Origin of the sequence: Jeongeupia naejangsanensis (genome assembly GCF_016865585.1) — a bacterium.
Classification (GTDB): Bacteria; Pseudomonadota; Gammaproteobacteria; order Burkholderiales; family Chitinibacteraceae; genus Jeongeupia; species Jeongeupia naejangsanensis.
This window is the reverse complement of sequence record NZ_JAESND010000013.1, coordinates 1-23,967: the sequence shown is the minus strand read 5'-3', so window position 1 is coordinate 23,967 and position 23,967 is coordinate 1. Positions and strand designations below refer to the sequence as shown.

General features: G+C 58.5%; 40 protein-coding genes. 9 read left to right on the top strand and 31 right to left on the bottom strand.

Annotated features, from left to right (window positions below):
- The first annotated feature begins 34 nt into the window (after positions 1-34).
- The 9 genes from JMJ54_RS17935 to JMJ54_RS17895 all read left to right on the top strand — a co-directional run bounded on the left by JMJ54_RS17935 (position 35) and on the right by JMJ54_RS17895 (position 8,598).
- Positions 35-1,291 (top strand): HlyC/CorC family transporter, encoded by a 1,257-nt coding sequence (locus JMJ54_RS17935; RefSeq protein ID WP_203539910.1) that lies wholly within the window; start codon positions 35-37, stop codon positions 1,289-1,291.
- Positions 1,292-1,408: 117 nt separating this feature from the next.
- Entirely contained in the window at positions 1,409-3,115 is a 1,707-nt protein-coding gene (gene pilB, locus JMJ54_RS17930; protein ID WP_203539909.1) for a type IV-A pilus assembly ATPase PilB, read from the top strand.
- Between the two features lie 29 nt (positions 3,116-3,144).
- The gene (locus tag JMJ54_RS17925; RefSeq protein WP_203539908.1) at positions 3,145-4,368 is read left to right on the top strand and encodes a type II secretion system F family protein; all 1,224 of its coding nucleotides are present in this window, start codon (positions 3,145-3,147) and stop codon (positions 4,366-4,368) included.
- Entirely contained in the window at positions 4,368-5,246 is an 879-nt protein-coding gene (locus JMJ54_RS17920) for a prepilin peptidase (protein WP_203539907.1), read from the top strand. The genes JMJ54_RS17925 and JMJ54_RS17920 overlap by 1 nt, the downstream gene beginning before the upstream one ends.
- Before the next feature lie 3 nt (positions 5,247-5,249).
- On the top strand, positions 5,250-5,864 hold the full coding sequence (coaE, locus tag JMJ54_RS17915; protein WP_203539906.1) for a dephospho-CoA kinase: 615 nt from the start codon (positions 5,250-5,252) through the stop codon (positions 5,862-5,864).
- 2 nt (positions 5,865-5,866) lie between these two features.
- On the top strand, positions 5,867-6,691 hold the full coding sequence (zapD, locus tag JMJ54_RS17910) for a cell division protein ZapD (protein ID WP_239000187.1): 825 nt from the start codon (positions 5,867-5,869) through the stop codon (positions 6,689-6,691).
- Positions 6,688-6,873, top strand: a complete 186-nt coding sequence (locus JMJ54_RS17905) for a DNA gyrase inhibitor YacG (protein ID WP_203539905.1) — start codon at positions 6,688-6,690, stop codon at positions 6,871-6,873. The genes zapD and JMJ54_RS17905 overlap by 4 nt, the downstream gene beginning before the upstream one ends.
- Positions 6,874-6,962: 89 nt before the next feature.
- Positions 6,963-7,715 carry a GNAT family N-acetyltransferase gene (locus tag JMJ54_RS17900; RefSeq protein WP_203539904.1) on the top strand — a complete coding sequence of 251 codons (753 nt, stop codon included), beginning with the start codon at positions 6,963-6,965 and terminating at the stop codon, positions 7,713-7,715.
- A 256-nt stretch (positions 7,716-7,971) separates the two neighbouring features.
- Complete coding sequence (locus JMJ54_RS17895; RefSeq protein WP_203539903.1) at positions 7,972-8,598, top strand: lysophospholipid acyltransferase family protein; 627 nt, start codon at positions 7,972-7,974, stop codon at positions 8,596-8,598.
- Between the two features lie 343 nt (positions 8,599-8,941).
- Here JMJ54_RS17895 and JMJ54_RS17890 read toward each other — a convergent pair whose 3' ends face one another.
- The 31 genes from JMJ54_RS17890 to JMJ54_RS17740 all read right to left on the bottom strand — a co-directional run.
- Entirely contained in the window at positions 8,942-9,766 is an 825-nt protein-coding gene (locus tag JMJ54_RS17890; protein ID WP_203539902.1) for a symmetrical bis(5'-nucleosyl)-tetraphosphatase, read from the bottom strand.
- A 134-nt stretch (positions 9,767-9,900) separates the two neighbouring features.
- Positions 9,901-10,290, bottom strand: coding sequence for a 50S ribosomal protein L17 (rplQ, locus tag JMJ54_RS17885; RefSeq protein ID WP_203539901.1), 390 nt, complete (start codon positions 10,288-10,290; stop codon positions 9,901-9,903).
- A 25-nt stretch (positions 10,291-10,315) separates the two neighbouring features.
- Positions 10,316-11,299, bottom strand: coding sequence for a DNA-directed RNA polymerase subunit alpha (locus JMJ54_RS17880; protein WP_070530689.1), 984 nt, complete (start codon positions 11,297-11,299; stop codon positions 10,316-10,318).
- Positions 11,300-11,335: 36 nt separating this feature from the next.
- Complete coding sequence (rpsD, locus tag JMJ54_RS17875) at positions 11,336-11,962, bottom strand: 30S ribosomal protein S4 (RefSeq protein ID WP_203539900.1); 627 nt, start codon at positions 11,960-11,962, stop codon at positions 11,336-11,338.
- A gap of 14 nt (positions 11,963-11,976) precedes the next feature.
- On the bottom strand, positions 11,977-12,369 hold the full coding sequence (rpsK, locus tag JMJ54_RS17870; RefSeq protein WP_018748522.1) for a 30S ribosomal protein S11: 393 nt from the start codon (positions 12,367-12,369) through the stop codon (positions 11,977-11,979).
- 17 nt (positions 12,370-12,386) lie between these two features.
- The gene (gene rpsM, locus JMJ54_RS17865) at positions 12,387-12,749 is read right to left on the bottom strand and encodes a 30S ribosomal protein S13 (RefSeq protein ID WP_070530686.1); all 363 of its coding nucleotides are present in this window, start codon (positions 12,747-12,749) and stop codon (positions 12,387-12,389) included.
- Between the two features lie 62 nt (positions 12,750-12,811).
- A complete protein-coding gene (rpmJ, locus tag JMJ54_RS17860) occupies positions 12,812-12,925 on the bottom strand; it encodes a 50S ribosomal protein L36 (RefSeq protein ID WP_018748524.1) in 114 nt (37 codons plus the stop codon).
- A gap of 37 nt (positions 12,926-12,962) precedes the next feature.
- A complete protein-coding gene (gene infA, locus JMJ54_RS17855) occupies positions 12,963-13,181 on the bottom strand; it encodes a translation initiation factor IF-1 (RefSeq protein WP_070530685.1) in 219 nt (72 codons plus the stop codon).
- A gap of 22 nt (positions 13,182-13,203) precedes the next feature.
- Complete coding sequence (gene secY / locus JMJ54_RS17850; RefSeq protein ID WP_203539899.1) at positions 13,204-14,508, bottom strand: preprotein translocase subunit SecY; 1,305 nt, start codon at positions 14,506-14,508, stop codon at positions 13,204-13,206.
- Between the two features lie 25 nt (positions 14,509-14,533).
- Positions 14,534-14,968 (bottom strand): 50S ribosomal protein L15, encoded by a 435-nt coding sequence (gene rplO, locus JMJ54_RS17845; protein WP_070530681.1) that lies wholly within the window; start codon positions 14,966-14,968, stop codon positions 14,534-14,536.
- Positions 14,969-15,154 carry a 50S ribosomal protein L30 gene (rpmD, locus tag JMJ54_RS17840; protein WP_070530679.1) on the bottom strand — a complete coding sequence of 62 codons (186 nt, stop codon included), beginning with the start codon at positions 15,152-15,154 and terminating at the stop codon, positions 14,969-14,971.
- The gene (rpsE, locus tag JMJ54_RS17835) at positions 15,154-15,666 is read right to left on the bottom strand and encodes a 30S ribosomal protein S5 (RefSeq protein ID WP_070530677.1); all 513 of its coding nucleotides are present in this window, start codon (positions 15,664-15,666) and stop codon (positions 15,154-15,156) included. The genes rpmD and rpsE overlap by 1 nt, the downstream gene beginning before the upstream one ends.
- Positions 15,667-15,679: 13 nt before the next feature.
- On the bottom strand, positions 15,680-16,033 hold the full coding sequence (rplR, locus tag JMJ54_RS17830) for a 50S ribosomal protein L18 (RefSeq protein WP_189462404.1): 354 nt from the start codon (positions 16,031-16,033) through the stop codon (positions 15,680-15,682).
- Between the two features lie 13 nt (positions 16,034-16,046).
- A complete protein-coding gene (gene rplF, locus JMJ54_RS17825) occupies positions 16,047-16,580 on the bottom strand; it encodes a 50S ribosomal protein L6 (protein WP_189462405.1) in 534 nt (177 codons plus the stop codon).
- A gap of 10 nt (positions 16,581-16,590) precedes the next feature.
- Positions 16,591-16,983: a 30S ribosomal protein S8 gene (gene rpsH, locus JMJ54_RS17820; protein ID WP_070530673.1), complete on the bottom strand. Its 393-nt coding sequence runs from the start codon at positions 16,981-16,983 to the stop codon at positions 16,591-16,593.
- A gap of 15 nt (positions 16,984-16,998) precedes the next feature.
- Positions 16,999-17,304, bottom strand: a complete 306-nt coding sequence (gene rpsN / locus JMJ54_RS17815) for a 30S ribosomal protein S14 (protein WP_203539898.1) — start codon at positions 17,302-17,304, stop codon at positions 16,999-17,001.
- 7 nt (positions 17,305-17,311) lie between these two features.
- Positions 17,312-17,851, bottom strand: a complete 540-nt coding sequence (gene rplE / locus JMJ54_RS17810) for a 50S ribosomal protein L5 (protein WP_070530669.1) — start codon at positions 17,849-17,851, stop codon at positions 17,312-17,314.
- An 11-nt stretch (positions 17,852-17,862) separates the two neighbouring features.
- Positions 17,863-18,183 carry a 50S ribosomal protein L24 gene (rplX, locus tag JMJ54_RS17805; RefSeq protein WP_070530667.1) on the bottom strand — a complete coding sequence of 107 codons (321 nt, stop codon included), beginning with the start codon at positions 18,181-18,183 and terminating at the stop codon, positions 17,863-17,865.
- A gap of 11 nt (positions 18,184-18,194) precedes the next feature.
- Positions 18,195-18,563 carry a 50S ribosomal protein L14 gene (rplN, locus tag JMJ54_RS17800; RefSeq protein WP_070530665.1) on the bottom strand — a complete coding sequence of 123 codons (369 nt, stop codon included), beginning with the start codon at positions 18,561-18,563 and terminating at the stop codon, positions 18,195-18,197.
- 202 nt (positions 18,564-18,765) lie between these two features.
- Positions 18,766-19,029 carry a 30S ribosomal protein S17 gene (gene rpsQ / locus JMJ54_RS17795; protein ID WP_189462408.1) on the bottom strand — a complete coding sequence of 88 codons (264 nt, stop codon included), beginning with the start codon at positions 19,027-19,029 and terminating at the stop codon, positions 18,766-18,768.
- Position 19,030: 1 nt separating this feature from the next.
- Entirely contained in the window at positions 19,031-19,219 is a 189-nt protein-coding gene (gene rpmC / locus JMJ54_RS17790) for a 50S ribosomal protein L29 (RefSeq protein ID WP_189462420.1), read from the bottom strand.
- Complete coding sequence (rplP, locus tag JMJ54_RS17785) at positions 19,219-19,635, bottom strand: 50S ribosomal protein L16 (protein ID WP_070530662.1); 417 nt, start codon at positions 19,633-19,635, stop codon at positions 19,219-19,221. Before rplP ends, rpmC begins: the two co-directional genes overlap by 1 nt.
- A complete protein-coding gene (gene rpsC, locus JMJ54_RS17780) occupies positions 19,619-20,323 on the bottom strand; it encodes a 30S ribosomal protein S3 (protein ID WP_070530660.1) in 705 nt (234 codons plus the stop codon). Before rpsC ends, rplP begins: the two co-directional genes overlap by 17 nt.
- 9 nt (positions 20,324-20,332) lie before the next feature.
- The gene (gene rplV / locus JMJ54_RS17775; RefSeq protein ID WP_200916659.1) at positions 20,333-20,662 is read right to left on the bottom strand and encodes a 50S ribosomal protein L22; all 330 of its coding nucleotides are present in this window, start codon (positions 20,660-20,662) and stop codon (positions 20,333-20,335) included.
- 9 nt (positions 20,663-20,671) lie between these two features.
- Positions 20,672-20,947: a 30S ribosomal protein S19 gene (rpsS, locus tag JMJ54_RS17770; protein WP_203539897.1), complete on the bottom strand. Its 276-nt coding sequence runs from the start codon at positions 20,945-20,947 to the stop codon at positions 20,672-20,674.
- Positions 20,948-20,953: 6 nt separating this feature from the next.
- Positions 20,954-21,787 (bottom strand): 50S ribosomal protein L2, encoded by an 834-nt coding sequence (rplB, locus tag JMJ54_RS17765; RefSeq protein WP_203539896.1) that lies wholly within the window; start codon positions 21,785-21,787, stop codon positions 20,954-20,956.
- Positions 21,788-21,798: 11 nt separating this feature from the next.
- A complete protein-coding gene (rplW, locus tag JMJ54_RS17760; RefSeq protein ID WP_070530654.1) occupies positions 21,799-22,104 on the bottom strand; it encodes a 50S ribosomal protein L23 in 306 nt (101 codons plus the stop codon).
- Positions 22,101-22,721, bottom strand: a complete 621-nt coding sequence (gene rplD / locus JMJ54_RS17755) for a 50S ribosomal protein L4 (protein ID WP_203539895.1) — start codon at positions 22,719-22,721, stop codon at positions 22,101-22,103. Before rplD ends, rplW begins: the two co-directional genes overlap by 4 nt.
- Entirely contained in the window at positions 22,721-23,365 is a 645-nt protein-coding gene (gene rplC, locus JMJ54_RS17750) for a 50S ribosomal protein L3 (RefSeq protein ID WP_203539894.1), read from the bottom strand. The genes rplD and rplC overlap by 1 nt, the downstream gene beginning before the upstream one ends.
- 153 nt (positions 23,366-23,518) lie before the next feature.
- The gene (rpsJ, locus tag JMJ54_RS17745; RefSeq protein WP_070530648.1) at positions 23,519-23,830 is read right to left on the bottom strand and encodes a 30S ribosomal protein S10; all 312 of its coding nucleotides are present in this window, start codon (positions 23,828-23,830) and stop codon (positions 23,519-23,521) included.
- A gap of 11 nt (positions 23,831-23,841) precedes the next feature.
- A partial coding sequence (locus JMJ54_RS17740) for an EF-Tu C-terminal domain-related protein (protein WP_505744190.1) occupies positions 23,842-23,967 on the bottom strand: 126 nt, incomplete at its 5' end.

Genomic DNA, 23,967 nt, shown 5'->3' with positions numbered 1-23,967 from the left:
GATCGGGCACTCGCCCAACGACACGGATTTCCGCGTGGAAGACACCCCGATATCGGCCTTGTTCATTGCCCTGCTCGCCTGTCTCGCAAGCTCGGCGTTCTTTTCCGCAGCAGAAACCGCCATGATGGCGATCAATCGCTATCGCCTCGCCGGCAAGGTCCGCCAAGGCCACCGCGCAGCCGTGCGTACGCAAAAACTGCTGAACGAAACCGAAAAGTTGCTTGGCGTCATTCTGCTCGGCAATACGGTCATCAATACCGTGTCGGCAACGCTCGCCGCCCTGATCACCGCGCGGCTTTTCTCCGGCAACGAATTCGCGCTCGGCACCGCAACATTGCTGGTGGCGTTTGCAATTCTGGTGTTCTCCGAAGCAACGCCCAAGGTCATCGCGGCCACACACGCCGAAGCGGTTGCGTATCTGGCCAGCGGCCCGCTCGTGATCCTGCTGCGGGTGTTTTACCCGGCGGTCTGGATCGTCAACCTCATTGTCGATACGCTGCTGCGCGCACTGCGTCTGCGCAAGCCCGGCGGCGACAGCACGGCACTGTCTCCGGATGAGCTGCGCTTGCTGGTGCTGGAATCCGGGCGCTTCATGGAAAAGAAACACCACACCATCCTGCTCAACCTGTTCGAGCTGGCCAATGTTACTGTCGACGACGTCATGACGCCTCGCCACCAGATGGAGATGGTTGATCTGACGTTGCCCAGCGATCTTCTGCGGCAGGAGCTGTTCACCAGCCACCATTCCCGTCTGCCGATCTACGCGGGCAATCCGGACAACGTGCTCGGCATTCTGCCGGCCCGCAAACTGCTGTCCTTGACCGAGGCTGACACCGACGCCGATGCGGTGCGCACGCTGATGCGTCAGCCTTATTTCATCCCCTCCGGCACACCACTGTTTACGCAGCTGCAGAACTTTCAGGAAAACCATCGCCGCTTGGGACTGGTCGTCGACGAATACGGCGAGTTGCTCGGTCTGGTCACGCTTGAAGACATCCTTGAGCAGATGATCGGCGAGTTCACCACGCAATCACCGGCAAGCGGTGTCCAACTCGCGCGCCAAGCCGACGGCAGCCTGCTGCTCGATGGCTCGATCAGCCTGCGCGACCTCAACCGCAAACTCAAACTGGGTTTGCCGACCTCGGGCCCCAAAACGCTCAACGGCCTGATTCTCGAATACTTCGAGGATATTCCAGAAACCGGCACCTGCATGGTGATTGCCGGGCAACGACTGGAAGTGGTCCAGACCCAGGACCGCAGCATCCGGATGGTCCGGCTGTATCCACAATGAAACCATGATGGGCGCCAATGCCCATGCCTGAACACACAGTGCTAGACTCTGCGCGAGGAGACGTCGGCGCGCGCCGCACGTACAAGACTAGACCCGAAGAGTCCTAGCGCAGCTTATATGTCCACTACACCCTCGATTTCCGGTCTGGCCCGGCTGCTCGTTCAGCACGGCCGACTCAGTGACGGCGACGCTGAAGCGTTGCAGGGCAGCGCTGCCAGCAACAAGGCGCCGTTCATTGCCCAGCTGCTGCAAAGCGGCAAGATGAATGCCAAGGAGGTCGCCGAGTTCAGTGCCCAGGCATTCGGTTACCCCCTGCTCGACCTGGACCAGATCGACACCAGCTACATCCCCCAGGGCGTACTCGACACCAAGGTGATGCAGGCACAACGCGTGGTACCGCTATACAAACGCGGCACCCGCTTGTTCATCGGCATCTCGGACATCACCAATCTGCAAGCGGCCGAAGAAGTACGCTTTCAGACCGGCGCGCAGATCGAGCCCATCGTCGTCGAAGACAACAAGCTCATCAAGCTGCTCGACCACCTGCTCGAGGCATCCGGTGCCGGACTGAAAAACCTCGAAATGGACGAGTCCGAACTCGACATCCGTAGCGGAGACGACGAGCCGCAGCCTGATGCGCCTAATATCGATGTCGACGACGCGCCGGTCGTCAAATATCTGCAGAAAATCCTGCTCGATGCAATCAACGCCGGCGCGTCTGACGTGCATTTCGAACCTTACGAAAAATACTACCGGATCCGCTATCGGCAGGACGGCATTCTGCGCGAAATCGCCCAGCCTCCCCTAGCGATCAAGGAAAAAATCGCCTCCCGGATCAAGGTAATTTCCAAGCTCGACATCTCCGAAAAGCGCGTACCTCAAGATGGCCGAATGAAGCTGGTCCTATCGAAGAGCCGCGCCATCGACTTCCGCGTTTCAACGCTGCCAACATTGCACGGTGAAAAAATCGTCATGCGGATTCTCGATCCGACGTCGGCAACGCTGGGCATCGATGCACTCGGCTACGAGCCCGACCAAAAAGCGGCACTACTCGACGCGGTCAGTCGCCCCTACGGCATGGTGCTGGTCACGGGGCCGACCGGTTCGGGCAAGACGGTCTCGCTGTATACCTGTCTGAACATTCTTAACGAACCGGGCACGAACATTTCGACCGCCGAAGACCCGGCCGAAATCAACCTGCCCGGCGTCAACCAGGTCAACGTCAACGACAAGGCCGGTCTGACCTTTTCGGCAGCGCTGAAGGCTTTTCTGCGTCAGGATCCGGACATCATCATGGTCGGCGAAATCCGGGACTTGGAAACCGCCGACATCGCCATCAAGGCAGCGCAGACCGGCCACATGGTGTTCTCAACCTTGCACACCAACGACGCCCCCGGCACGCTGACCCGCTTGCTGAACATGGGCGTTGCACCGTTCAACGTCGCCAGCTCAGTCATCCTGATTACCGCACAACGGCTGGCAAGAAAGCTCTGCACGCATTGCAAGGCTCCGATCGACATTCCGACCGAGGCGCTGCGTCGAGCCGGCTTCACCGAAGCAGAGCTTGACGGCAGCTGGACCCCGTACAGAGCGGTTGGTTGCGATCAGTGCAAGGACACTGGGTACAAGGGTCGGGTCGGCATCTATCAGGTCATGCCGATTTCGGACGAAATGAACCGTTTGATCATGAAAAACGGCACGTCGATCGACATCGCAGACCAGGCCAGACGCGAAGGTGTGCGCGATCTGCGGCAGTCGGGACTATTGAAAGTAAGGCAAGGCATGACCTCGCTCGAGGAAATCATGGCCGTGACCAACGAATAATTCGTACAAGCAGTCGGGGGGAGAGTGCGATGGGAGTGCAAACAAAAGCCGCAGCAGCCAAGGAAATGACCTTTGTCTGGGAAGGCAAGGACCGGAGCGGCAAGGCGATCAAGGGTGAAATGCGCGCGGCGGGCGAAGCGATTCTGAAGAATCATCTTCGCCGGCAGGGCATCAACGTCGTCCGTATCAAGAAGCAGCGCAACAAGGGCGGCCGGCGCATCACCGATCAGGACATCACCATGTTTACCCGCCAACTGGCCACCATGCTCAAATCCGGTGTACCGCTGCTGACGTCGTTCGACATCGTGGCCAAGGGGCATTCGAATCCATCGGTGACCAAGCTGCTGATGGAAATCAAGAACGACATCGAAACGGGCTCGTCGCTGACGCAGGCCTTCCGCAAGCACCCGGCTCATTTCGACACCTTGTACTGCAACCTGATCCAGGCCGGCGAACAGGCCGGCATTCTCGACAGCCTGCTTGCACGACTGGCGACATACAAGGAAAAAATCCTTGGCGTCAAAAAGAAGATCAAGTCGGCGATGTTCTATCCAACTGCGGTCATCGTCGCGGCCTTTGTGATCACTGCTGTCATCATGATTTTCGTGATTCCTGCCTTCAAGGATCTGTTCTCCAGCTTTGGCGCAGATTTGCCCGGGCCAACGCTGATGGTGATCGCGTTGTCCGATATGTTCGTCAGTTACTGGTGGCTGATCTTCGGCAGCATCTTCGGTGGATTCTGGCTGTTCATGAAAACCTGGCGGCGTTCGGTGGCAATGCAAGTTTTCATGGATCGACTGATCCTGAAGCTGCCAGTGCTTGGCGAAATCGTCAAGAACGCAACCATTGCACGCTGGTCAAGAACCCTGTCGACGATGTTTGCCGCCGGCGTTCCCTTGGTTGACTCGCTTGATTCGGTCGGTGGCGCGGCAGGCAACCACCTGTACAAAATTGCCACGGCGAAAATTCAGGCCGAGGTAAGCACCGGTACCAGCCTGACACTGGCCATGCAGAACACGAATGTTTTCCCGAACATGGTCATGCAGATGGTGTCGATCGGCGAAGAGTCCGGCGCGCTTGACGCAATGCTCGGCAAGGTTGCCGATTACTATGAAGAAGAGGTCGACAATGCCGTCGAAGCGCTGTCGAGCCTGATGGAGCCGATCATCATGGTCGTGCTTGGTACACTGATCGGCGGCTTGGTCATCGCGATGTATCTACCGATTTTCAAGATGGGCGAGGCTGTTGGCTGATGGACTGGAGCTTGCTTACGACACTGCAGGAGAACCCGCCGCTATTCGGCGGGTTTCTGTTCGTGCTCGGTCTGCTGGTCGGCAGCTTCCTCAACGTGGTGATCCACCGTCTGCCGAAAATGATCGAGGCCGATTTTCGCCACGAATGCGCCGGCATCGATCTGCCGATCGACGCAGAACAGCCGCCAAAACCGCGCTACAACCTGATGACGCCGCGCTCGGCCTGTCCGCATTGCGGTCACCAGATCGGCGCTCTCGAAAACATTCCGGTCGTCAGCTGGCTTCTGCTGCGCGGCCGCTGTCGTGGCTGCAAGGCCGCGATCAGCCCACGTTATCCGCTCGTCGAATTGGCCTGCGCCGCGCTCACGACCGGGGTCGGCCTGCATCTCGGAGCCGATTTCGTTGGTGCAGCAGGCATCATGCTGACCTGGGCGCTGATCGCACTGGTACTCATTGATGCCGACACCTACCTGCTGCCCGATAGCATCACGCTACCGCTGCTTTGGCTGGGCCTGCTGGTCAACCTCCAAGCAACCTTCGCTCCGCTCTCACAGGCCGTTGTCGGCGCCGTGGCCGGCTACCTGACTCTGTGGAGCATCTTCTGGCTATTCAAGCTCCTCACCGGCAAAGAGGGCATGGGCTACGGCGACTTCAAGCTCCTTGCTGCACTGGGCGCATGGTTTGGCTGGACAGCCCTCCCCGTGATCATCCTGCTGTCGTCAGTGGCCGGTGCGGTCATCGGCATCGGCCAGGTCGTTGCCGCGAAACGCGGCTGGAGCAAGCCGATTCCATTTGGCCCCTACCTCGGCATTGCCGGCTGGCTGACACTCATGTGGGGTGGCTGGCTCGGGCAAATGCTGTTCAACGGACTCGGATAAATCATGCACCTGATCGGGCTTACCGGCGGCATCGCGAGCGGAAAATCGACGGTCAGCACGCTCTTCATGCAGCACGGCGTGCCGGTGATCGATACCGACGTCATCGCACATCGACTCTCACAGCCTCCGTCAACCGCGCTGGAAATCATTCGCGAGGTATTTGGACCGGCCGCCATTGATGCCAACGGTGCGTTAGCCCGTGATTGGATGAGACAGCACGTGTTCGAGCACGCCGATGCCCGAGTACGCCTCGAAGCCATCCTTCATCCAAGGATACTGGCTGAGCTGGACCAGGAAATCGCGGTCCTACCGGAACCTGCACCCTATGCGCTCATAGCCGTCCCGCTGCTGTTTGAGGCCGACGGCTTTCAAGCACGGGTGCAACGCACGCTGGTCGTCGACTGCAGCGAGGCGCGGCAGCGCCAGCGATTGCTGAATCGGCCAGGCATGAACGAAGCGCTAGCCGATGCCATCATTGCCAGCCAGTTGCCACGTGAACGCAGGCGCGCCTATGCCGATGACGTTATTGAAAACGACGGAACAATAGAAGCGCTCGCCGACGCCGTTGCGCGCCAGCACCAGCGTTATCTGGCCTGGACCAGCGCCGGGCAGTCTTAATCATGTCACCGGGTTTCCAAAATGATGTCCTTGCTGCAGAATTGCATATCTTTGCCGCTGAGCGCGCCGTGATCAGCTACGAATTCCCAATCAATGAGCGCATCCGGACGCTATTGCGTCTGGAGAACCTCTACAACCGCACCGCCCACTTCGTTGCCGGTGCGCATGCGCTCGACCATCACAGCGCATTGCTGGGGATATTCGAGATCATGGAAGTCGCCAGCCGGGCGGATCTCAAGTCCGATTTGCTGCAGGAGCTGGAAAGGCAAAGGCAGACGCTGACGGGCTTGCGGCACAACCCGCAGATCTCCGAGGCCGCGCTGGAGAAAATCCTCGACGACATTGAAGGCACACACGGCCGCCTGCTGAAAATGACAGGCAAATTCGGTCAGTTCCTGCGTGACAACGAATGGCTAATGGCAATCAAGCAGCGCGCCAATATTCCGGGCGGTGTCTGCGAATTCGATCTGCCGTCCTATCACTACTGGCTGCAGCAAGCCGCACCGCGCAGACAGTCCGATCTGGACCGCTGGTTCACGCCACTGCTGCCGATCAAACATGCCCTTGATATTGTGCTGCGTTTGCTGCGCGACTCGGCCAAGGTCTGTCATTACACGGCCAAGAACGGCAATTTTCAGCAAATGTCCGGCGGCAAATCGGTGCAGTTGCTCAAGGTCAGCCTGATTGCCGACCTGCCTGCCGTGCCCGAACTCTCTGCCAACCGTTACGCCATCAACATTCGATTCATGCTACCCTCAACCTCGGGCGAACGCGCCCGCTCGGTTGACGCGGATGTCGATTTTTCACTCAGTTACTGCAACCTGTGACCCAACGTACCGTCAACTGCCCGCAATGTGGCGAGCCTGCCATCTATGGCCCGGACAATCCGTTCCGGCCGTTTTGCAGCCGCCGCTGTCGACTGATCGACCTCGGTCAATGGGCTGACGAGCAGTACCGCATCCCGGCTGCCGAATCACCGCAACAGGACGTCCCTCCGCTCGACGCCTGATTTCCGCGCGTCACGGCATTTTCAAATACCGGTCATTTCTTCGTCATCTGCAGCGCTTAATTTTCCTCCATCACCCAGGAGGAATCCTTATGCTGCAGCAGTTGCAAACCGCAACCAGCAAATCCCGCAAACGCCAGCTTTCGGTATCGCTCGCCAGCAACAGCGAAACGATCCGGGCAGCACAGGCGCTGCGTCACCGCGTGTTCGCAGGCGAAATGGGCGCCCGGCTTTCCAGCCGGGAGCCCGGCATCGATCACGATCTGTTCGACCCCTATTGCGACCATCTGGTCGTTCAGGACGATGAAACGGGTGAGGTGGTCGGTACTTACCGCATTCTGCCCCCCCATCAGGCGCGCACGCTGGGCAGCTATTACTCCGACACCGAATTCGATCTGACCCGTCTGTCGCATCTGCGCAACCAGCTCGTCGAAGTCGGCCGCTCCTGTGTCCATGCAGACTATCGTACCGGCGCCACCATTTCGCTGCTCTGGTCCGGCCTGGCCGATTACATGAGCCAGCGCGGCCACAACTATCTGGTCGGCTGCGCCAGCGTCTCCCTGATCGACGGGGGACACTTCGCCGCAAGCCTTTACGCCAAGCTGGCCAAGACAGCCCTCTCGCCGGTCGAATGGCGAGTCTTCCCGCGCTGCCCCCTCCCGCTCGCGGCGCTCAATCAAAAACTCGACGCCCCGATCCCACCCCTCCTGCGCGGATACCTGCGTGCAGGTTCCTACATTTGCGGCGAACCGGCCTGGGATCCGGATTTCAACACGGCCGACTTCTTCCTCCTGCTACCGCTGCAGCAGATCGAACAACGCTATGCCAAGCACTTCTTGCGCTGACGACGTGATCGATACACATTTTTACAGTGAGGCAATAGGGACATGGCCCGAGGTTTATGAAGCGGCTACACTGCCTGAGCATTCCTCCACTCGGCCTCGGCCCGATTCGCTGTCCATGCCGCATTTGTGTACCCGTCTTTGTCGTCTGTTCCGTTTGGCACTCCACCTCGCACATGGCACTTGGGCCGTTTCCTGGCGCCTTCCCAAGCTGAGCGAAGGCGAACGTGTCGCCTACATCCATCGCTGGTCCAAACGATTGCTGACGCTGTTGCAGATCCGCGTGCAGGTACACGGCATTTCGCCGGGCATTTACCCACCCAACCACCTGCTTTTGTCCAACCACATTTCCTGGCTGGACATCTTCGTGCTGAACGCGGTCACCGTTTCGCAGTTTGTCGCCAAGTCCGAAATCCGTAACTGGCCCTTGATCGGCCGGTTATGTTGCGGTGCCCGCACCCTGTTCATCGAGCGGGAGCGCCGCCGGGACACCGCCCGAGTCAACGGCGCCATCCTGCATTCACTGCAGCAGGGCGAATGCGTCGCGATCTTCCCGGAAGGTACGACCAGCGACGGGGCAAGCATCCTGCCGTTCCGATCCTCGCTCCTGCAAGCTGCCATCGATGCCGATGCGACGATCCAGCCCGTTTACCTGCGCTACACCAATAGCAAAGGCCAGCGTTGCTGTGCTGCGGCCTACGTCGACGAAATCTCGTTTGGCGAATCGCTATGGCGCATCCTGGGCCACCGCGGCCTCACGGTAGAGCTGAGCTTCCTGGCGCCCTTTTCTGCCGGAGAGAACGATAGACGCGCCCTGACGCAGTTCGTACAGTCCCGGATACAGGCAGCGCATCAGGCGTTTGAAACCGGCCATTGCGTGCAATAGCAATAGCGGGAACGTGGATTACCGTCACTTCTCCAAACATGCCTGAACTGTTTGAGTTGGCACTTCCAACGCTGTACGACAGTCGATTTTCAAAGAGCGGCATACGTCGCCGGGCACTTTCAGGACATCGACACCTGACAGTACAGCTCATTGGCCTTGAACGAATCCCCGGCGCCCAGAAACACAGCAAAGCGATGCGTCTTCGTCGAGATGCAATGTATCGTCAGCTTTGGTGCTTTGTGAAAGTGCTGCACGTTCGAAGCTTCCATCATCCATTAGCAGTGTGCGGAAGGCGTGGACTACCCAGAACTGCCTGAAGGCGAGTCCGGCCAAGCAAACACGGCTACATCGGCAACAACGACTGATACTCACGCCTTGCCGGCACTTGGTACAGGCGACCGCAATCAAGGTCGATGCCGGTCAACGCCCCCCCCCAGATGCAGCCGGTGTCCAGTGCAATCAACTGATCGCGAACCCGAAGACCCAGCGCTGACCAGTGACCGCAGACGATCCGCGACGTTGAAATGCGTTCTGGCCAATCGAACCAAGGGTAAAGTCCGGCGGGTGCATCGGTCAGCTCGCCCTTGAACTTCAGCTGCAGCGCGCCTGCAGCGTCGACAAAGCGCATCCGGGTCAGTGCATTGACCACGAAGCGCCAACGCGGCCAGCCATCAAGCGTTTCGTCCCAACTGGCGGGCTGGTTGCCGTACATCTGCGCCAAGCCTTCCCGCCAGTTCTGCGCAGCCAACTGTACCTGAACCTCGCCGGCCAATGCGATCGCCTGCTGCTGTGTCCAGCCCGGCCAAATGCCTGCATGAACGATCAGCACATCTTCCAGCGGCAACAGCAGCGGCTGAAGCCTTAACCAATCGAGCAAAGCCGGTGAGTCGCCGGCCTCCAGCACTGCAGCCATCGTGTCCCCTTGGCGTGCTTTGCCGACCCCCGCCGACAGCGCTAACAGACTCAGGTCATGATTGCCGAGTACTACACGTACGGATTCATCGTGCCGCTTCGCCCAGCGCAACACCGCCGCAGAATCCGGCCCGCGATTGACCAGATCACCAACGAGATAAAGCGTGTCACGCCCAGGCTCGAAGCCCATGCGCTCGACCAGCAACTGCAACTCGTCGAAACACCCCTGAATATCGCCAACCGCAAAACGTGCCATAACTCGTCCGATTTTTTTTGCAACGCAACACAACAGTCTACGATCAGCGCCCGGCCAAACCAAGTCCGCGACGAGCCGTGCACAACAAAGCAAAAAGGCCAGCTGACGCTGGCCTTTTTACCGTACCGCTCCGATTACTCGGCGGCTTCAACCACTTCCGCTTCTTCCGGACGGTCGACGAGTTCGACGAATGCCATAGGAGCATTGTCGCCATCGCGGAAACCGCACTTCAGAATACGCAGGTAGCCACCGTTACGGTTCGCGTAACGCGGGCCCAGCACGTCGAACAGCTTGACCACCATCTCGCGATCGCGGGTGCGATCGAATGCGAGACGACGGTTCGCCAGCGACGGCTTCTTGCCGAGGGTGATCAGCGGTTCTGCGACGCGGCGCAGCTCCTTGGCCTTCGGCAGCGTGGTTTTGATGACTTCGTGACGCAGGAGCGCATTTGCCAGGTTGCGAAGCAAAGCCTGGCGGTGGCTCGAGGTACGATTCAGTTTGCGGTTGCCATTACCATGACGCATTTGTCAGTTCCTTTCCGTTGACCGCTCAGGGCTTTTCCAAGCCGGCCGGCGGCCAGTTTTCGAGGCGCATACCCAGCGACAGGCCCTTCGAGGCAAGCACTTCCTTGATTTCATTCAAGGACTTGCGGCCCAGATTCGGCGCCTTCAAGAGCTCAGTCTCGGTGCGCTGGATCAGATCCCCGATGTAGTAGATGTTCTCGGCCTTCAGGCAGTTTGCCGAACGGACGGTCAACTCGAGATCGTCCACCGGACGCAGCAGGATCGGATCGATCTGCGGCGCAGCGGGCTTCTCTTCCTCAACCGGCGTCCCTTCAAGGTCTGCGAACACCGACAGCTGGTCCATCAGAATGCGGGCCGCTTGGCGAACCGCATCCTCCGGCGTCAGCACGCCATTGGTCTCGATATCGAGGATCAGACGATCCAGATCGGTACGCTGCTCGACGCGAGCGCTTTCGACCTGGTAGCTGACCCGGCGGATCGGGCTGAACGATGCGTCAAGCTGGATGGTACCGATGCTGCGGTTCTCGTCCTTGTTCAGACGAGCCGGAGCAGGCTGGTAACCACGACCTTTCTCGACCTTGATTTCAACGTTCAGCTTGCCACCTGCGGACAGGTGGGCGACCACGTGATCGGGGTTCACGACTTCGACATCGTGCGGCAGCTGGATATCGCCGGCCTTGACCACGCCCTCGCCGTCCTTGACGAGCGTGAGCGTGACCGAGTCACGGCCATGCAGCTTGAGCACGACCCCTTTGAGGTTCAAGAGGATATCGACAACATCTTCCTGCACGCCATCCAAGGCGGAATATTCGTGCACGATGCCTTCGATCTTGACCTCGGTGGGGGCGTAGCCCGGCATCGACGACAACAGGATCCGGCGCAGGGCGTTACCGAGCGTATGGCCGTAACCGCGCTCGAACGGCTCCATCACCACCCGAGCCTGGGCGGAAGATTGAGCCTGCACGTCGATGATGCGCGGCTTGAGCAACTCGTTAGCGAGGTTTTGCATGTATCAGTATCCCTTGGCCTGAAAACGGTTCAGTTTTTACTTGGAGTAGAATTCCACCACCAGCGACTCATTGATGTCGCTGGAAAGATCGGAACGCTCCGGCGCGCTTTTGAACACGCCTTCCATTTTCTTGGAATCCACCTGAACCCAGCCCGGGAAGCCAATGCCTTCAGCAAGCGACAGCGCTTCCTGAATGCGAACCTGCTTCTTGGCCTTCTCGCGGATGGCGACAACGTCGCCAGCCTTGACCTGGAAGGACGGGATGTTGACGACGGTACCGTTCACGGTCAGCGCGCAGTGGGAAACCAGCTGGCGTGCTTCGGCGCGAGTCGAGCCGAAGCCCATGCGGTAAACGACGTTGTCCAGACGCGACTCAAGCAGCTTCAGCAGGTTTTCACCTGTCGAGCCCTTGCGAGCGCTGGCCTGTTCAAAATAACGACGGAACTGACGTTCCAGCACGCCGTAGATGCGGCGGATCTTTTGCTTTTCACGCAGGTGAACGCCATAGTCCGACAGACGCGGCTGTTTGCCGTTAGCGCCGTGCTGGCCTGGGGCTTGTTCCAGCTTGCACTTGCTGTCGAGCGAGCGGCGTGCGCTCTTGAGGAAAAGGTCCGTACCCTCACGGCGTGCGAGTTTGCACTTGGGTCCAATATAACGAGCCATGTCTTACTCCGGGATTAGATACGACGCTTTTTCGGCGGACGGCAGCCGTTGTGCGGCACCGGGGTCACGTCCGAAATGCTGGTGATCTTGAAGCCGAGTGCGTTCAGTGCACGCACGGCGGATTCGCGACCCGGACCAGGGCCCTTGATACGAACTTCAAGGTTCTTCACACCATATTCTTGGGCAACTTTACCAGCGTGCTCCGCAGCAACCTGTGCCGCGAAGGGTGTACTTTTCCGAGAGCCCTTAAAACCAGCACCACCCGAGGTAGCCCAAGAAAGTGCATTGCCTTGGCGATCGGTGATGGTAATGATCGTGTTGTTGAACGAAGCGTGCACGTGCACGATCCCTTCAGACACGCTCTTTTTGACTTTCTTCCGTACACGCACTGTGTTTGCTTTAGCCATTCTCTGTATTCCTTAGATTACTTCTTGCCAGCAATCGCCTTGCGCGGACCCTTGCGAGTACGAGCATTGGTGCGAGTGCGCTGGCCGCGAACAGGCAAGCCCTTGCGATGACGGAAACCGCGATAGCAGCCAAGGTCCATGAGACGCTTGATGGCCATCGTGTTTTCACGGCGAAGATCACCTTCTACGATGTACTTGCCGATTTCTTCACGCAGCTTGTCGAGCTCAGCTTCACTGAGATCCTTGACCTTCTTGGCAGTATCAATGGCAGTAGCAGCGCAGATCGCGTAGGCGCGAGTGCGGCCGATGCCGAAGATTGCCTGAAGGCCGATCACAGTATGCTGATGATTAGGGATGTTAACCCCAGCAATACGGGCCATAACTTCCTTACCCCAGGTTAAAAAAGTTGCAGATTATAACGCCTGCGACCGATTGACTCAAATCAACCTTGGCGTTGCTTGTGCCGCGGGTCAGTGCAGATCACGCGCACAACACGGTTGCGGCGGATGATTTTGCAATTGCGGCAGATTTTCTTGACCGATGCTTGAACTCTCATCGTCTTTCCTTTCAGTCAAAAATGAAATTCCGGGCGCTCACTTGGCCCGGAATACGATGCGAGCCTTGGTCAGATCGTAGGGCGTGAGCTCTACAGTAACCTTATCGCCGGGCAGAATGCGAATGTAATGCTTACGCATTTTGCCGGAAATATGACCAAGGACCACATGTCCGTTTTCGAGCTTGACCCGGAACGTTGCGTTAGGCAGCGTTTCCAGGACTTCGCCCTGCATCTGAATGACGTCTTCTTTCGACATTGTTTTTGCTCGGGCTCAGCCCTTAACCCTTGAAGTTTGCTTTCTTCAACAGGCCTTCATACTGATGCGACAACACATACGATTGCATCTGCGACATGAAGTCCATGGTCACCACCACCAGGATCAGCAGCGAAGTACCACCAAAGTAGAACGGCACGTTCCACTTGAGGATCAGGAACTCCGGAATCAGGCAAATCACGGTGATATAAACCGCACCGATAAGCGTCAGCTTGAGGATCAGCTTCTCGATATAGCGCGCCGTATGCTCGCCCGGCCGATAACCCGGGATCATCGCCCCACTCTTCTTCAGGTTATCCGCGGTTTCCTTCGGGTTGAAGACCAGCGCGGTGTAGAAGTAGCAGAAGAAGATGATCGCGGCAGCGTACAGCAGCACATACAGCGGTTGCCCCGGGTGCAGCATGTCACCGATCGACTTCAACCAGGACAGCTTGTCGCTATTACCGGTCCACGACAACACGGTCGCCGGGAACAGGATGATCGACGAGGCGAAGATCGGTGGAATCACACCGGCCATGTTCAGTTTCAGCGGCAGATGCGTGCTTTGAGCCTGCATGATGCGGTTGCCGACCTGGCGCTTGGCATAGTGCACCGGCACTTTACGCTGACCACGTTCGACAAACACCACGGCAGCCGTCAGCAACACCACGCCAACGAACAGGAACAACACCAGAATGATCGGCAGTGCGCCCTGGTTGGCAAGGGTCAGCGTCTTGCCGATCGCGCCCGGCACACCTGCGGCGATACCGCCACAGATGAGGATCGAAATCCCGTTGCCGATGCCACGCTCGGTGATCTGCTCACCCAGCCACATCAGGAACATCGTGCCGGTCACCAAGGTGATGACCGTCATGATGATGAACTGCAGCTGCGGCAACATAACCAGGTTAGGCTGCTTGAACAGCATCATGGCAATCCCGAAGCTCTGCGCGGTGGCCAGCAGCACGGTCGCATAACGCGTGTACTGCGTGATCTTGCGGCGACCAGCCTCACCTTCCTTCTTCAACTGCTTCAGCGCCGGAAAGACTTCCGATGCCAGCTGCAGAATGATCGAAGCGGAGATGTAAGGCATGATCCCGATCGCAAACACGGTGAAGCGCGACAGGGCGCCACCCGAAAACATGTTGAACATGTTCAGGAGACCGGTTTGCGAACTTTCGAAGAGACGCGCCAGCTCGGCCGGGTTGATACCCGGCACGGGGATGTGCGCACCGATGCGATAAACGATCAGTGCACCCACCAAGAACCAGATGCGTTTCTTCAGATCCGCGAACTTACTACCAGCAGAAGCCAGAGCGGGATTTGCCACGTTACTGCCCTATTCAATAGCCGAATTACTCGACGATGGAGCCACCAGCGGCTTCGATCGCAGCACGTGCACCCTTGGTGGCGCCAACGCCCTTCAGAGTGATCGCACGTTCGATCTTGCCAGCCAGAATGACCTTGGCTTGGTTCGCGCGTTGCGAGACCAGACCTGCCTGCAGCAGCGTCAGGAAGTCGATGTCGTTCACCGGCAGACGGTTCAGGTCCGCGAGGCTCACTTCAACCGACTTGCCTGCCGACAGCGACTTGAAGCCGCGCTTCGGCAGACGACGTTGCAGCGGCATTTGACCGCCTTCAAAGCCGACCTTGTGGAAACCACCGGTACGCGACTTCTGACCCTTGTGGCCACGACCCGAGGTCTTGCCCAGGCCCGAGCCGATACCGCGGCCAACACGGCGCTTGGCGTGCTTGGCGCCAACACCCGGTTTCAGGTTATTCAGTTCCATTTAGCCCTCCACCTTCAAGAGGTAGCTAATCTTGTTGATCATGCCGCGGTTTTCCGGGGTATCGATCACTTCCGACGAGCTGTTCAGCTTGCGCAGACCCAGACCACGGGCGCAGGCCTTGTGGCTTTCCAGGCGACCGATCAGGCTCTTGACGAGCGTGACCTTGATTTTCTTCGCATCAGTCATTATTCGCCCCCGAAGATTTCTTCGACGGTCTTGCCGCGCTTCGCGGCGATATCGCCAGCGGTGTGCAGTTTAGCAAGGCCGTCCAGCGTGGCGCGAACCACGTTGTACGGGTTGGTCGAGCCGTGGATCTTGGCGGTGATGTTGTGCACACCAGCCACTTCGAACACAGCGCGCATGGGGCCGCCGGCGATGATGCCGGTACCTTCCGGTGCCGGCTGCATGAACACGGTGGTTGCACCGTGCTTGCCGATGACCGAGTGCGGCACGGTGCCGTTCTTCAGCGAGGCCTTGAACAGCTTGCGACGTGCTTCGTCCAGTGCTTTTTGCACTGCGACCGGCACTTCCTTCGCCTTGCCCTTGCCCATGCCAACGCCGCCATCGCCGTCACCAACGACGGTCAGTGCGGCAAAGCCCATGATCCGGCCACCCTTCACGACCTTGGTGACGCGATTCACGCCAACCATTTTCTCGCGAAGGCCGTCCTGACGATCTTCTGCTTCGTTTCTAGCCATTTGATAACTCCAATTAGAAGACGAGGCCGCCTTCACGAGCCGCGTCGGCCAGAGCCTTCACGCGACCGTGATAGTGGAAACCGGAACGATCGAACGCAACGTTTTCGATGCCGGCAGCCTTGGCTTTCTCGGCAATACGCTTGCCGACGACTGCAGCAGCTTCGACCGAAGCGCCGTTCTTGACCTGACCACGCACATCCGCTTCAAGCGTCGAAGCAACGGCCAGCACCTTGCTACCGGTCGCGTCGATGACTTGCGCGTAGATATGGCTGTTGGTCCGGTGCACCGACAGGCGCACCGCCTTGAGCTCCGCAATCTTTGCACGGGTTTTGCGTGCGCGGCGGAGTCGAGTTTCTTTCTTGTCCATGATTCAGCCTCGATTACTTCTTCTTGGTTTCTTTACGGACAACAACTTCATCCGAATAACGAACGCCCTTACCCTTATACGGTTCCGGCGCGCGGTATGCGCGGATGTCAGCTGCGACCTGACCAATAACCTGCTTGTCGGCGCCCTTGAGCACGATCTCGGTCTGCGACGGCGTTTCCACCTTCACGCCAGCCGGCATCTTATGCGCGACCGGGTGGGAGAAGCCGAGCGTCAGGTTGAGCACGTCGCCCTGAGCCTGGGCACGATAACCCACGCCCACCAGGGTCAGCTTGCGCTCGAAGCCCTTGGAGACGCCGGTCACCATGTTATTGACCAGTGCACGCAGGGTGCCGGACATCGAACGGGATTGCTTGTCGCCGTTGCGGGCAGCAAACACCAGTGCGTTGTCTTCAACCTTGACATCGACATTGCCGGTCAGAGCCTGAGCCAGCGAGCCGTTCGGGCCCTTGATGACGATTTCTTCAGCGCCGATCTTGACTTCGACGCCAGCCGGGATGGCTACCGGATTTTTAGCTACGCGAGACATCGTTATCCCCTTAAGCCACGACGCAGAGCAGCTCGCCGCCAACACCCTGGGCGCGCGCTTTGCGGTCGGTCATCACACCCTTGGAGGTGGACAGGATCGCCACGCCGAGGCCGTTCATCACTTGCGGGATCTCGGTGGCACCCTTGTAGATGCGCAGACCCGGCTTCGAGATGCGCTCGATGCGTTCGATCACCGGACGACCGGCGTAGTATTTGAGTTCGATGGTCAGCGTCGGCTTCACATCACCTGCGACAGCGAAGGATTCGACATAACCTTCGTCCTGCAGCACTTTAGCAATCGCCACCTTCAGCTTGGAAGACGGCATCGCCACCGAAACCTTGTCCGCACGCTGCGCGTTACGGATACGGGTCAGCATATCGGCGATAGGATCATGCATTGCCATGTTTCTGTTCTCCTATTACCAGCTGGCCTTGACCATGCCCGGGATTTCACCCTTCATGGCCAATTCGCGCAGTTTGTTACGACCAAGACCGAATTTGCTGTACACGCCACGCGGACGACCGGTCAGCGCGCAACGGTTGTGCAAGCGAGTCTTGCTGGAGTTACGCGGCAGCGATTGCAGCTTCAGGCGAGCCTGGAAGCGGTCTTCGTCGCTGGCGTTGGCATCGTTAGCGATCGCGAGCAGTGCGTTGCGCTTGGCAGCGAACTTCTCGACAACGGCGCGACGCTTTTCTTCACGTTTAATCAGTGCAAGTTTTGCCATGATCGCCTCAATTCTTGAACGGGAACTTGAAGGCCGACAGCAGCGCGCGCGCTTCTTCGTCGGTCTTGGCCGTCGTGGTGATGGTGATGTTCATACCGCGGAGCGCGTCGATCTTGTCGTACTCGATTTCCGGGAAAATGATCTGTTCACGCACACCCATGTTGAAGTTGCCGCGGCCGTCGAACGACTTGGCCGGCACACCACGGAAGTCACGGACGCGCGGGAGCGCAACCGAAACCAGGCGATCAAAGAACTCGAACATGCGTTCGCGACGCAGGGTGACCTTGCAGCCAACCGGGTAACCGTCACGAATCTTGAAGCCAGCGATGGACTTCTTGGCCTTGGTGACCACAGCCTTCTGGCCGGTGATCTTTTCCATGTCGCCAACAGCGTGTTCCATCACTTTCTTGTCAGCAACCGCTTCACCGACACCCATGTTGACGGTGATCTTTTCGATGCGCGGCACTTCCATCACAGACTTGTAACCGAACTGCTCGATCAGCGCCGGCACAACCTGCTCTTTGTAAAAATCTTGCAAACGAGCCATGTTTATACCCCTTAAGCGCCAATCACTTCGCCGCTCGACTTGAACACGCGAACTTTCTTGCCGTCATCCAACAGCTTGAAGCCCACGCGATCAGCCTTGCCGGTCGCAGCATTGAAAATCGCAACGTTCGAAACGTGCAGCGGCATGGTCTTTTCGACGATGCCACCTTGCTGACCGCGCATCGGGTTCGGCTTCACGTGCTTCTTGGCAACGTTGATGCCTTCGACGATGACTTGGTCTGCGGTCGGGATCACGCGCAGCACGGTACCGCGCTTGCCCTTGTCCTTGCCGGTGATGACGATGATTTCGTCACCTTTGCGAATCTTGTTCATGCCATCTCTCCTTACAGCACTTCCGGCGCAAGCGAGACGATCTTCATGAACTTCTCGGTGCGCAGCTCACGCGTCACCGGCCCGAAGATACGGGTGCCGATCGGCTCAAGCTTGTTGTTAAGGAGAACGGCGGCATTGCCGTCGAACTTGATCAGCGAACCGTCGGCGCGACGCACGCCCTTGGCGGTGCGAACCACCACGGCGCTGTACACGTCACCCTTCTTGACGCGACCACGAGGTGCCGCATCTTTGATGGTCACCTTGATGATGTCGCCCACCGAAGCGTAGCGACGCTTGGAGCCGCCCAATACCTTGATGCACATGACGTGACGCGCACCGGTATTGTCTGCAACCTCCAACATGGATTGCATTTGGATCATGGAAAAACAACCTCCAACTTGTACCGCAAACCTCGACAAAGCCGAGACGCCCGGCAAAACCGAGCAATGCAGTCAGTTTTGGACCCCGCAAGGGGGAGAAACACGCGGCAGCAAATACACCACCGCAGATGGGAAAACGGGCATTGTACAAGACGTACAATGCCCGCGCAAGCACTAGACCGGAAAACCGGCCTGCCGTCGATCAGACGACGCGTGCTTTTTCAACCAGCGTGGTCACTACCCAGGACTTGGTCTTGGACAGCGGACGACCTTCGACGATGGTTACCAGATCACCTTCGTGATACTGGTTGGCTTCGTCGTGCGCATGGTATTTCTTGGAGCGACGAACGACCTTGCCGTACAGCGGGTGCTTGACCAGATGTTCGACCAGGACGGTAACCGTCTTGTCCATTTTGTCGCTGACGATACGGCCGGTCAGCGTACGCTTGAGTTTCGCTTCGCTCATATTAAGCAGCCTTCTCAGCCAGGATGGTGTGAACGCGCGCAATATCCTTGCGCACCCGGTTGATTTCGCTGTTTTTAGCCAGTTGGCCGGTCGCATTTTGCATGCGCAGGCTGAATTGGGCTTTGAGCAGCGCCGTCAGCTCGACCTTGAGCTCTTCGACGGATTTTTGACGCAGTTCAGCAGCTTTCATCATTGCCCCACTTGGCGAGCGACGAAGGTCGTGGCGAATGGCAGCTTGGCCGAAGCCAGGCGGAACGCTTCGCGAGCGACTTCTTCGGCAACGCCGTCGAGTTCATACAGGACCTTGCCCGGCTGGATTTCGGCAACCCAGTACTCCGGGCTACCCTTACCGTTACCCATCCGCACTTCGGCCGGCTTGGTCGAAATCGGCTTGTCCGGGAACGCACGGATCCACACGCGACCACCACGCTTGATGTAGCGGGTGATGGCACGACGGGCAGCTTCGATCTGACGCGCAGTCAGACGACCGCGGCTGACGGCCTTGAGACCAAAGGTACCGAAAGCAACGCTGTTACCGCGCGTGGCGATACCGGTGTTGCGACCCTTTTGGACTTTACGGAACTTGAGTCTAGTTGGCTGCAGCATTACGAGGCCCCTTTCGTGCTTTACGCTGGGTTTCCGGCGCCGGCTCTGCAGCCTTTTCGCCCGGCTTCACTTCGCCTTTGTAAACCCAAACCTTGATACCGATGATGCCGTACGTGGTCTTCGCTTCGCTGGTCGCGTAGTCGATGTCCGCGCGCAGGGTGTGCAGCGGCACACGGCCTTCGCGGTACCACTCGGTACGGGCGATTTCGATACCGTTCAGACGGCCCGACGACATGATCTTGATGCCCTGGGCACCCAGACGCATGGCGTTTTGCATCGCACGCTTCATGGCGCGACGGAACATCACGCGCTTTTCCAGCTGCGACGCAATGCTGTCGGCGATGATCTGCGCATCGATTTCCGGCTTGCGGACTTCTTCGATGTTGACGTGCACCGGCACCTTGAGGATGTTCTGCAGTTGCTTCTTCAGCGACTCGATATCCTCGCCCTTCTTACCGATCACGACACCCGGACGGGCGGTGTGAATGGTGATGCGGGCGTTCTTGGCCGGGCGCTCGATCACGACACGACTGACCGAGGCATTCGCCAGTTTCTTTTTCAGAAACTCGCGAACTTCGATATCGGCGGTAAGCATGCCGGCGAAGTTCTTGCTGTTGGCGTACCAACGCGAAGCCCAGTTCTTGGTGACGGCGAGACGAAAACCCGTCGGATGAATCTTCTGACCCATATTCGCTCCTTAGTCGCCGACAGTCAGCGTGATGTGGCAGGTCTGCTTCTCAATCTTGTTACCGCGGCCCTTGGCACGAGCGGTAAAGCGCTTGAGGGACGGACCCTTGTCCACAAAAATCGTCGCGACCTTGAGGCTGTCGATGTCGGCGCCTTCGTTGTGCTCTGCGTTGGCAATTGCCGACTCGAGCACCTTCTTGATCAGAACGGCACTTTTCTTCGGGCTGAAAGCCAGAATGTTCAGCGCTTGTTCCACCGATTTGCCACGAACCAGGTCTGCGACCAGGCGCGCTTTTTGGGCGGAAACACGAGCACTGCTCAGTACAGCGGATACTTGCATGTCTTCACCTTAGCGCTTGGCTTTTTTATCGGCGGCATGGCCTTTGAAAGTCCGGGTGAGTGCGAACTCGCCGAGCTTGTGGCCAACCATGTTTTCGTTCACGTAAACCGGAACGTGCTGCTTGCCGTTGTGCACGGCAATCGTCAGACCGACGAAGTCCGGCAGCACCGTGGAACGACGCGACCAGGTCTTGATCGGGCGCTTGTCGTTCGAGTTGCGCGCACTCTCGATCTTTTTGATCAGGTGCAGGTCAACGAACGGGCCCTTCTTGACAGAACGTGACATGTTCAATTACCCCTTGTTCGCAGGACGACGACGGACGATCATGCCGTCGGTGCGCTTGTTGTTGCGGGTACGGTAGCCCTTGGTCGGCTGGCCCCACGGGCTAACCGGCACACGGCCTTCACCAGTACGACCCTCACCACCACCGTGCGGGTGATCGATCGGGTTCATGGCGGTACCACGCACGGTCGGACGAATGCCCAACCAGCGCTTCGCACCGGCCTTGCCGTACGAACGGAGGCTGTGCTCTTCGTTACCGACTTCGCCGAGCGTTGCGCGGCAATCGATGTGCACCTTGCGGATTTCGCCCGAGCGCAGACGCAGCTGAGCGTAAGCACCTTCGCGAGCCAGCAGCTGAACCGAAGCACCGGCCGAACGCGCAATCTGCGCACCCTTGCCCGGCTGCATTTCAACGCAGTGGATCGTCGAACCGACCGGAATGTTGCGGATCGGCATGGCCGAGCCGACCTTGATCGGTGCTTCCGAACCCGAAACCACGGTCATGCCAGCCTTCAGACCCTTCGGGGCGATGATGTAACGGCGTTCGCCGTCGGCGTAGCACAGCAGCGCGATGTTCGCGGTGCGGTTCGGGTCGTACTCCAGACGCTCAACCTTGGCAACGATGCCATCCTTGTTGCGCTTGAAGTCGATCATGCGGTAATGCTGCTTGTGGCCACCACCCTTGTGACGGGTCGTGATCACACCGCGGTTGTTACGACCGGCGGTCTTGCTTTGCGACTCGAGCAGCGGCGCGTACGGCGCCCCCTTGTGCAGATCCGGGTTGACAACCTTGACGACAGCGCGGCGACCGGCGGACGTCGGTTTTACTTTAACCAATGCCATTTTCAGTCTCCTTATTGCGCAGCCGCGAGGTCAAGTTCCTGACCGGCCGCGAGGCTAACGTAAGCTTTCTTCCAGTCCTTGCGGCGACCGACGAAACGGCCAAAGCGCTTGCCCTTGCCCTTCACGTTGATCACGGACACGCCTTCAACCTTGACCTTGAACAGCAGCTCGACAGCAGCCTTGATCTCGGCCTTGGTCGCATCGGTCGAAACGCGGAACACGACTTGCTCGTTCTTTTCAGCAACGAGGGTGGTCTTTTCCGACACAACCGGCGCCAGCAGCACTTGCAGCAGACGATTTTCGGTGAATTGCGTCATGCGAACATCTCCTCAAAAGCGGCCAGCGCATCGCGGGTCAGCACGACTTTCTTGAAGCGCACCAGGCTTACCGGGTCAGCCTGGCTCGGCTCGAGGACGAGCACGTGCGGCAGGTTGCGCGAAGCAAGGTACAGGTTCTCGTCCAGTTCCTTGGTGATGAACAGCACGGAATCGAGATTCAGCGCGTCCAGCTTTTGCACCAGGGCCTTGGTCTTCGGGGCTTCCAGCGACAGCGAGTCAACCACGATCAGACGATCTTCACGCACGAGTTGCGACAGGATGGTCGCAATGCCGGCGCGGTACATCTTGCGGTTGACCTTCTGGCTGAAGTTTTCATCCGGGCTGTTCGGGAACGCCCGGCCACCACCACGCCACAGCGGCGACGAAGTCATACCAGCACGAGCACGACCGGTGCCCTTTTGCTTGAACGGCTTCTTGGTGGAGTGATGCACTGCATCGCGACCCAGCTGGGCGCGGTTGCCGCTACGTGCATTCGCGAAATACGCGGTCACGACTTGGTGAACCAGCGCTTCGTTGAAATCACGGGCAAACAGCGCATCCGATGCGGCGACAGCGGCTTGCGCTTCGCCGTTAGCATTGATGACTTTAAGTTCCATTACGCACCCGCCTTCACACTCGGACGAACGACCACGTCATTGCCCTTGGAGCCAGGGACTGCACCCTTGACCAGCAGCAGTTGACGCTCGGCATCGATACGCACGACTTCCAGATTCTGGACCGTCGACTTGACGTTACCCAGCTGACCCGCCATGCGCTTACCCGGGAAAATACGACCCGGATCTTGTGCCTGACCGATCGAACCCGGCGTGTTGTGCGAACGCGAGTTACCGTGCGATGCGCGGTTGGAACTGAAGTTGTGACGCTTGATGACGCCCGAGAAACCCTTACCTTGCGAGGTACCGGTGACATCGACCAGTTGACCAGCAGCGAACAGTTCGACGGACAGCGAATCACCAGCCTTCAGATCGACCAGCTTCTCAGCAGCGACGCGGAACTCGACGAGCCCCAGACCTGCTTCGACACCAGCCTTGGCAAAGTGACCGGCTTCCGCCTTGTTGACGCGGCTTGCCTTCTTGGCACCAAAGGTCACCTGGACGGCTGCGTAGCCGTCGGCTTCCACGGACTTGATTTGCGTGACGCGATTTGCGGACATGTCCAGCACCGTTACCGGAATGGATGCACCATCCTCGGCAAAGACGCGGGTCATGCCGACTTTGCGACCGACAAGACCTAAGCTCATAGTTATTTCCTTTTCAGGGCCGATTACGATTGATCGGCAAATAACCAACTAAAAATAAAAGGGCTTACCACCCTAAAGTGGTAAGCCCGCGATACTAGCACAACTTTTTCTTTTGCCGCAAGCACTTAGCGTGCTTGTGGCAAATTGCCGCAATTACTGCAGCTTGATCTCGACATCAACACCAGCCGGCAGATCCAGCTTCATCAGTGCGTCAACGGTCTTGTCGGTCGGATCGACAATGTCCATCAGGCGCAGATGAGTGCGGATTTCGAACTGGTCGCGCGAAGTCTTGTTCACGTGCGGCGAACGCAGCACGTCGAAACGCTCGATCTTGGTCGGCAGCGGAACCGGGCCCTTGACCACAGCGCCGGTGCGCTTGGCAGTGTCAACGATTTCCTGGGCCGAGCGGTCGATCAACGCGTAGTCGAAAGCCTTCAGGCGGATACGGATTTTTTGGCTTTGCATGAATCCAGTCCTTACTCGATGATCTTGGCAACGACACCAGCGCCGACGGTACGACCGCCTTCACGGATGGCGAAACGCAGACCTTGTTCCATGGCGATCGGAGCGATCAGCGACACGACGACTTCAACGTTGTCGCC

Coding starts and splice junctions, on each gene's coding strand:
- pilB (WP_203539909.1), top strand. CDS start 1,409: ATGTCCACTACACCCTCGATTTCCGGTCTGGCCCGGCTGCTCGTTCAG.
- JMJ54_RS17925 (WP_203539908.1), top strand. CDS start 3,145: ATGGGAGTGCAAACAAAAGCCGCAGCAGCCAAGGAAATGACCTTTGTC.
- JMJ54_RS17920 (WP_203539907.1), top strand. CDS start 4,368: ATGGACTGGAGCTTGCTTACGACACTGCAGGAGAACCCGCCGCTATTC.
- coaE (WP_203539906.1), top strand. CDS start 5,250: ATGCACCTGATCGGGCTTACCGGCGGCATCGCGAGCGGAAAATCGACG.
- zapD (WP_239000187.1), top strand. CDS start 5,867: ATGTCACCGGGTTTCCAAAATGATGTCCTTGCTGCAGAATTGCATATC.
- JMJ54_RS17900 (WP_203539904.1), top strand. CDS start 6,963: ATGCTGCAGCAGTTGCAAACCGCAACCAGCAAATCCCGCAAACGCCAG.
- JMJ54_RS17890 (WP_203539902.1), bottom strand. CDS start 9,766: ATGGCACGTTTTGCGGTTGGCGATATTCAGGGGTGTTTCGACGAGTTG.
- rplQ (WP_203539901.1), bottom strand. CDS start 10,290: ATGCGTCATGGTAATGGCAACCGCAAACTGAATCGTACCTCGAGCCAC.
- JMJ54_RS17880 (WP_070530689.1), bottom strand. CDS start 11,299: ATGCAAAACCTCGCTAACGAGTTGCTCAAGCCGCGCATCATCGACGTG.
- rpsD (WP_203539900.1), bottom strand. CDS start 11,962: ATGGCTCGTTATATTGGACCCAAGTGCAAACTCGCACGCCGTGAGGGT.
- rpsK (WP_018748522.1), bottom strand. CDS start 12,369: ATGGCTAAAGCAAACACAGTGCGTGTACGGAAGAAAGTCAAAAAGAGC.
- rpsM (WP_070530686.1), bottom strand. CDS start 12,749: ATGGCCCGTATTGCTGGGGTTAACATCCCTAATCATCAGCATACTGTG.
- rpmJ (WP_018748524.1), bottom strand. CDS start 12,925: ATGAGAGTTCAAGCATCGGTCAAGAAAATCTGCCGCAATTGCAAAATC.
- infA (WP_070530685.1), bottom strand. CDS start 13,181: ATGTCGAAAGAAGACGTCATTCAGATGCAGGGCGAAGTCCTGGAAACG.
- rplO (WP_070530681.1), bottom strand. CDS start 14,968: ATGGAACTGAATAACCTGAAACCGGGTGTTGGCGCCAAGCACGCCAAG.
- rpmD (WP_070530679.1), bottom strand. CDS start 15,154: ATGACTGATGCGAAGAAAATCAAGGTCACGCTCGTCAAGAGCCTGATC.
- rpsE (WP_070530677.1), bottom strand. CDS start 15,666: ATGGCTAGAAACGAAGCAGAAGATCGTCAGGACGGCCTTCGCGAGAAA.
- rplR (WP_189462404.1), bottom strand. CDS start 16,033: ATGGACAAGAAAGAAACTCGACTCCGCCGCGCACGCAAAACCCGTGCA.
- rplF (WP_189462405.1), bottom strand. CDS start 16,580: ATGTCTCGCGTAGCTAAAAATCCGGTAGCCATCCCGGCTGGCGTCGAA.
- rpsH (WP_070530673.1), bottom strand. CDS start 16,983: ATGGCAATGCATGATCCTATCGCCGATATGCTGACCCGTATCCGTAAC.
- rpsN (WP_203539898.1), bottom strand. CDS start 17,304: ATGGCAAAACTTGCACTGATTAAACGTGAAGAAAAGCGTCGCGCCGTT.
- rplE (WP_070530669.1), bottom strand. CDS start 17,851: ATGGCTCGTTTGCAAGATTTTTACAAAGAGCAGGTTGTGCCGGCGCTG.
- rplX (WP_070530667.1), bottom strand. CDS start 18,183: ATGAACAAGATTCGCAAAGGTGACGAAATCATCGTCATCACCGGCAAG.
- rplN (WP_070530665.1), bottom strand. CDS start 18,563: ATGATCCAAATGCAATCCATGTTGGAGGTTGCAGACAATACCGGTGCG.
- rpsQ (WP_189462408.1), bottom strand. CDS start 19,029: ATGAGCGAAGCGAAACTCAAGCGTACGCTGACCGGCCGTATCGTCAGC.
- rpmC (WP_189462420.1), bottom strand. CDS start 19,219: ATGAAAGCTGCTGAACTGCGTCAAAAATCCGTCGAAGAGCTCAAGGTC.
- rplP (WP_070530662.1), bottom strand. CDS start 19,635: ATGCTGCAGCCAACTAGACTCAAGTTCCGTAAAGTCCAAAAGGGTCGC.
- rpsC (WP_070530660.1), bottom strand. CDS start 20,323: ATGGGTCAGAAGATTCATCCGACGGGTTTTCGTCTCGCCGTCACCAAG.
- rplV (WP_200916659.1), bottom strand. CDS start 20,662: ATGCAAGTATCCGCTGTACTGAGCAGTGCTCGTGTTTCCGCCCAAAAA.
- rpsS (WP_203539897.1), bottom strand. CDS start 20,947: ATGTCACGTTCTGTCAAGAAGGGCCCGTTCGTTGACCTGCACCTGATC.
- rplB (WP_203539896.1), bottom strand. CDS start 21,787: ATGGCATTGGTTAAAGTAAAACCGACGTCCGCCGGTCGCCGCGCTGTC.
- rplW (WP_070530654.1), bottom strand. CDS start 22,104: ATGACGCAATTCACCGAAAATCGTCTGCTGCAAGTGCTGCTGGCGCCG.
- rplD (WP_203539895.1), bottom strand. CDS start 22,721: ATGGAACTTAAAGTCATCAATGCTAACGGCGAAGCGCAAGCCGCTGTC.
- rplC (WP_203539894.1), bottom strand. CDS start 23,365: ATGAGCTTAGGTCTTGTCGGTCGCAAAGTCGGCATGACCCGCGTCTTT.
- rpsJ (WP_070530648.1), bottom strand. CDS start 23,830: ATGCAAAGCCAAAAAATCCGTATCCGCCTGAAGGCTTTCGACTACGCG.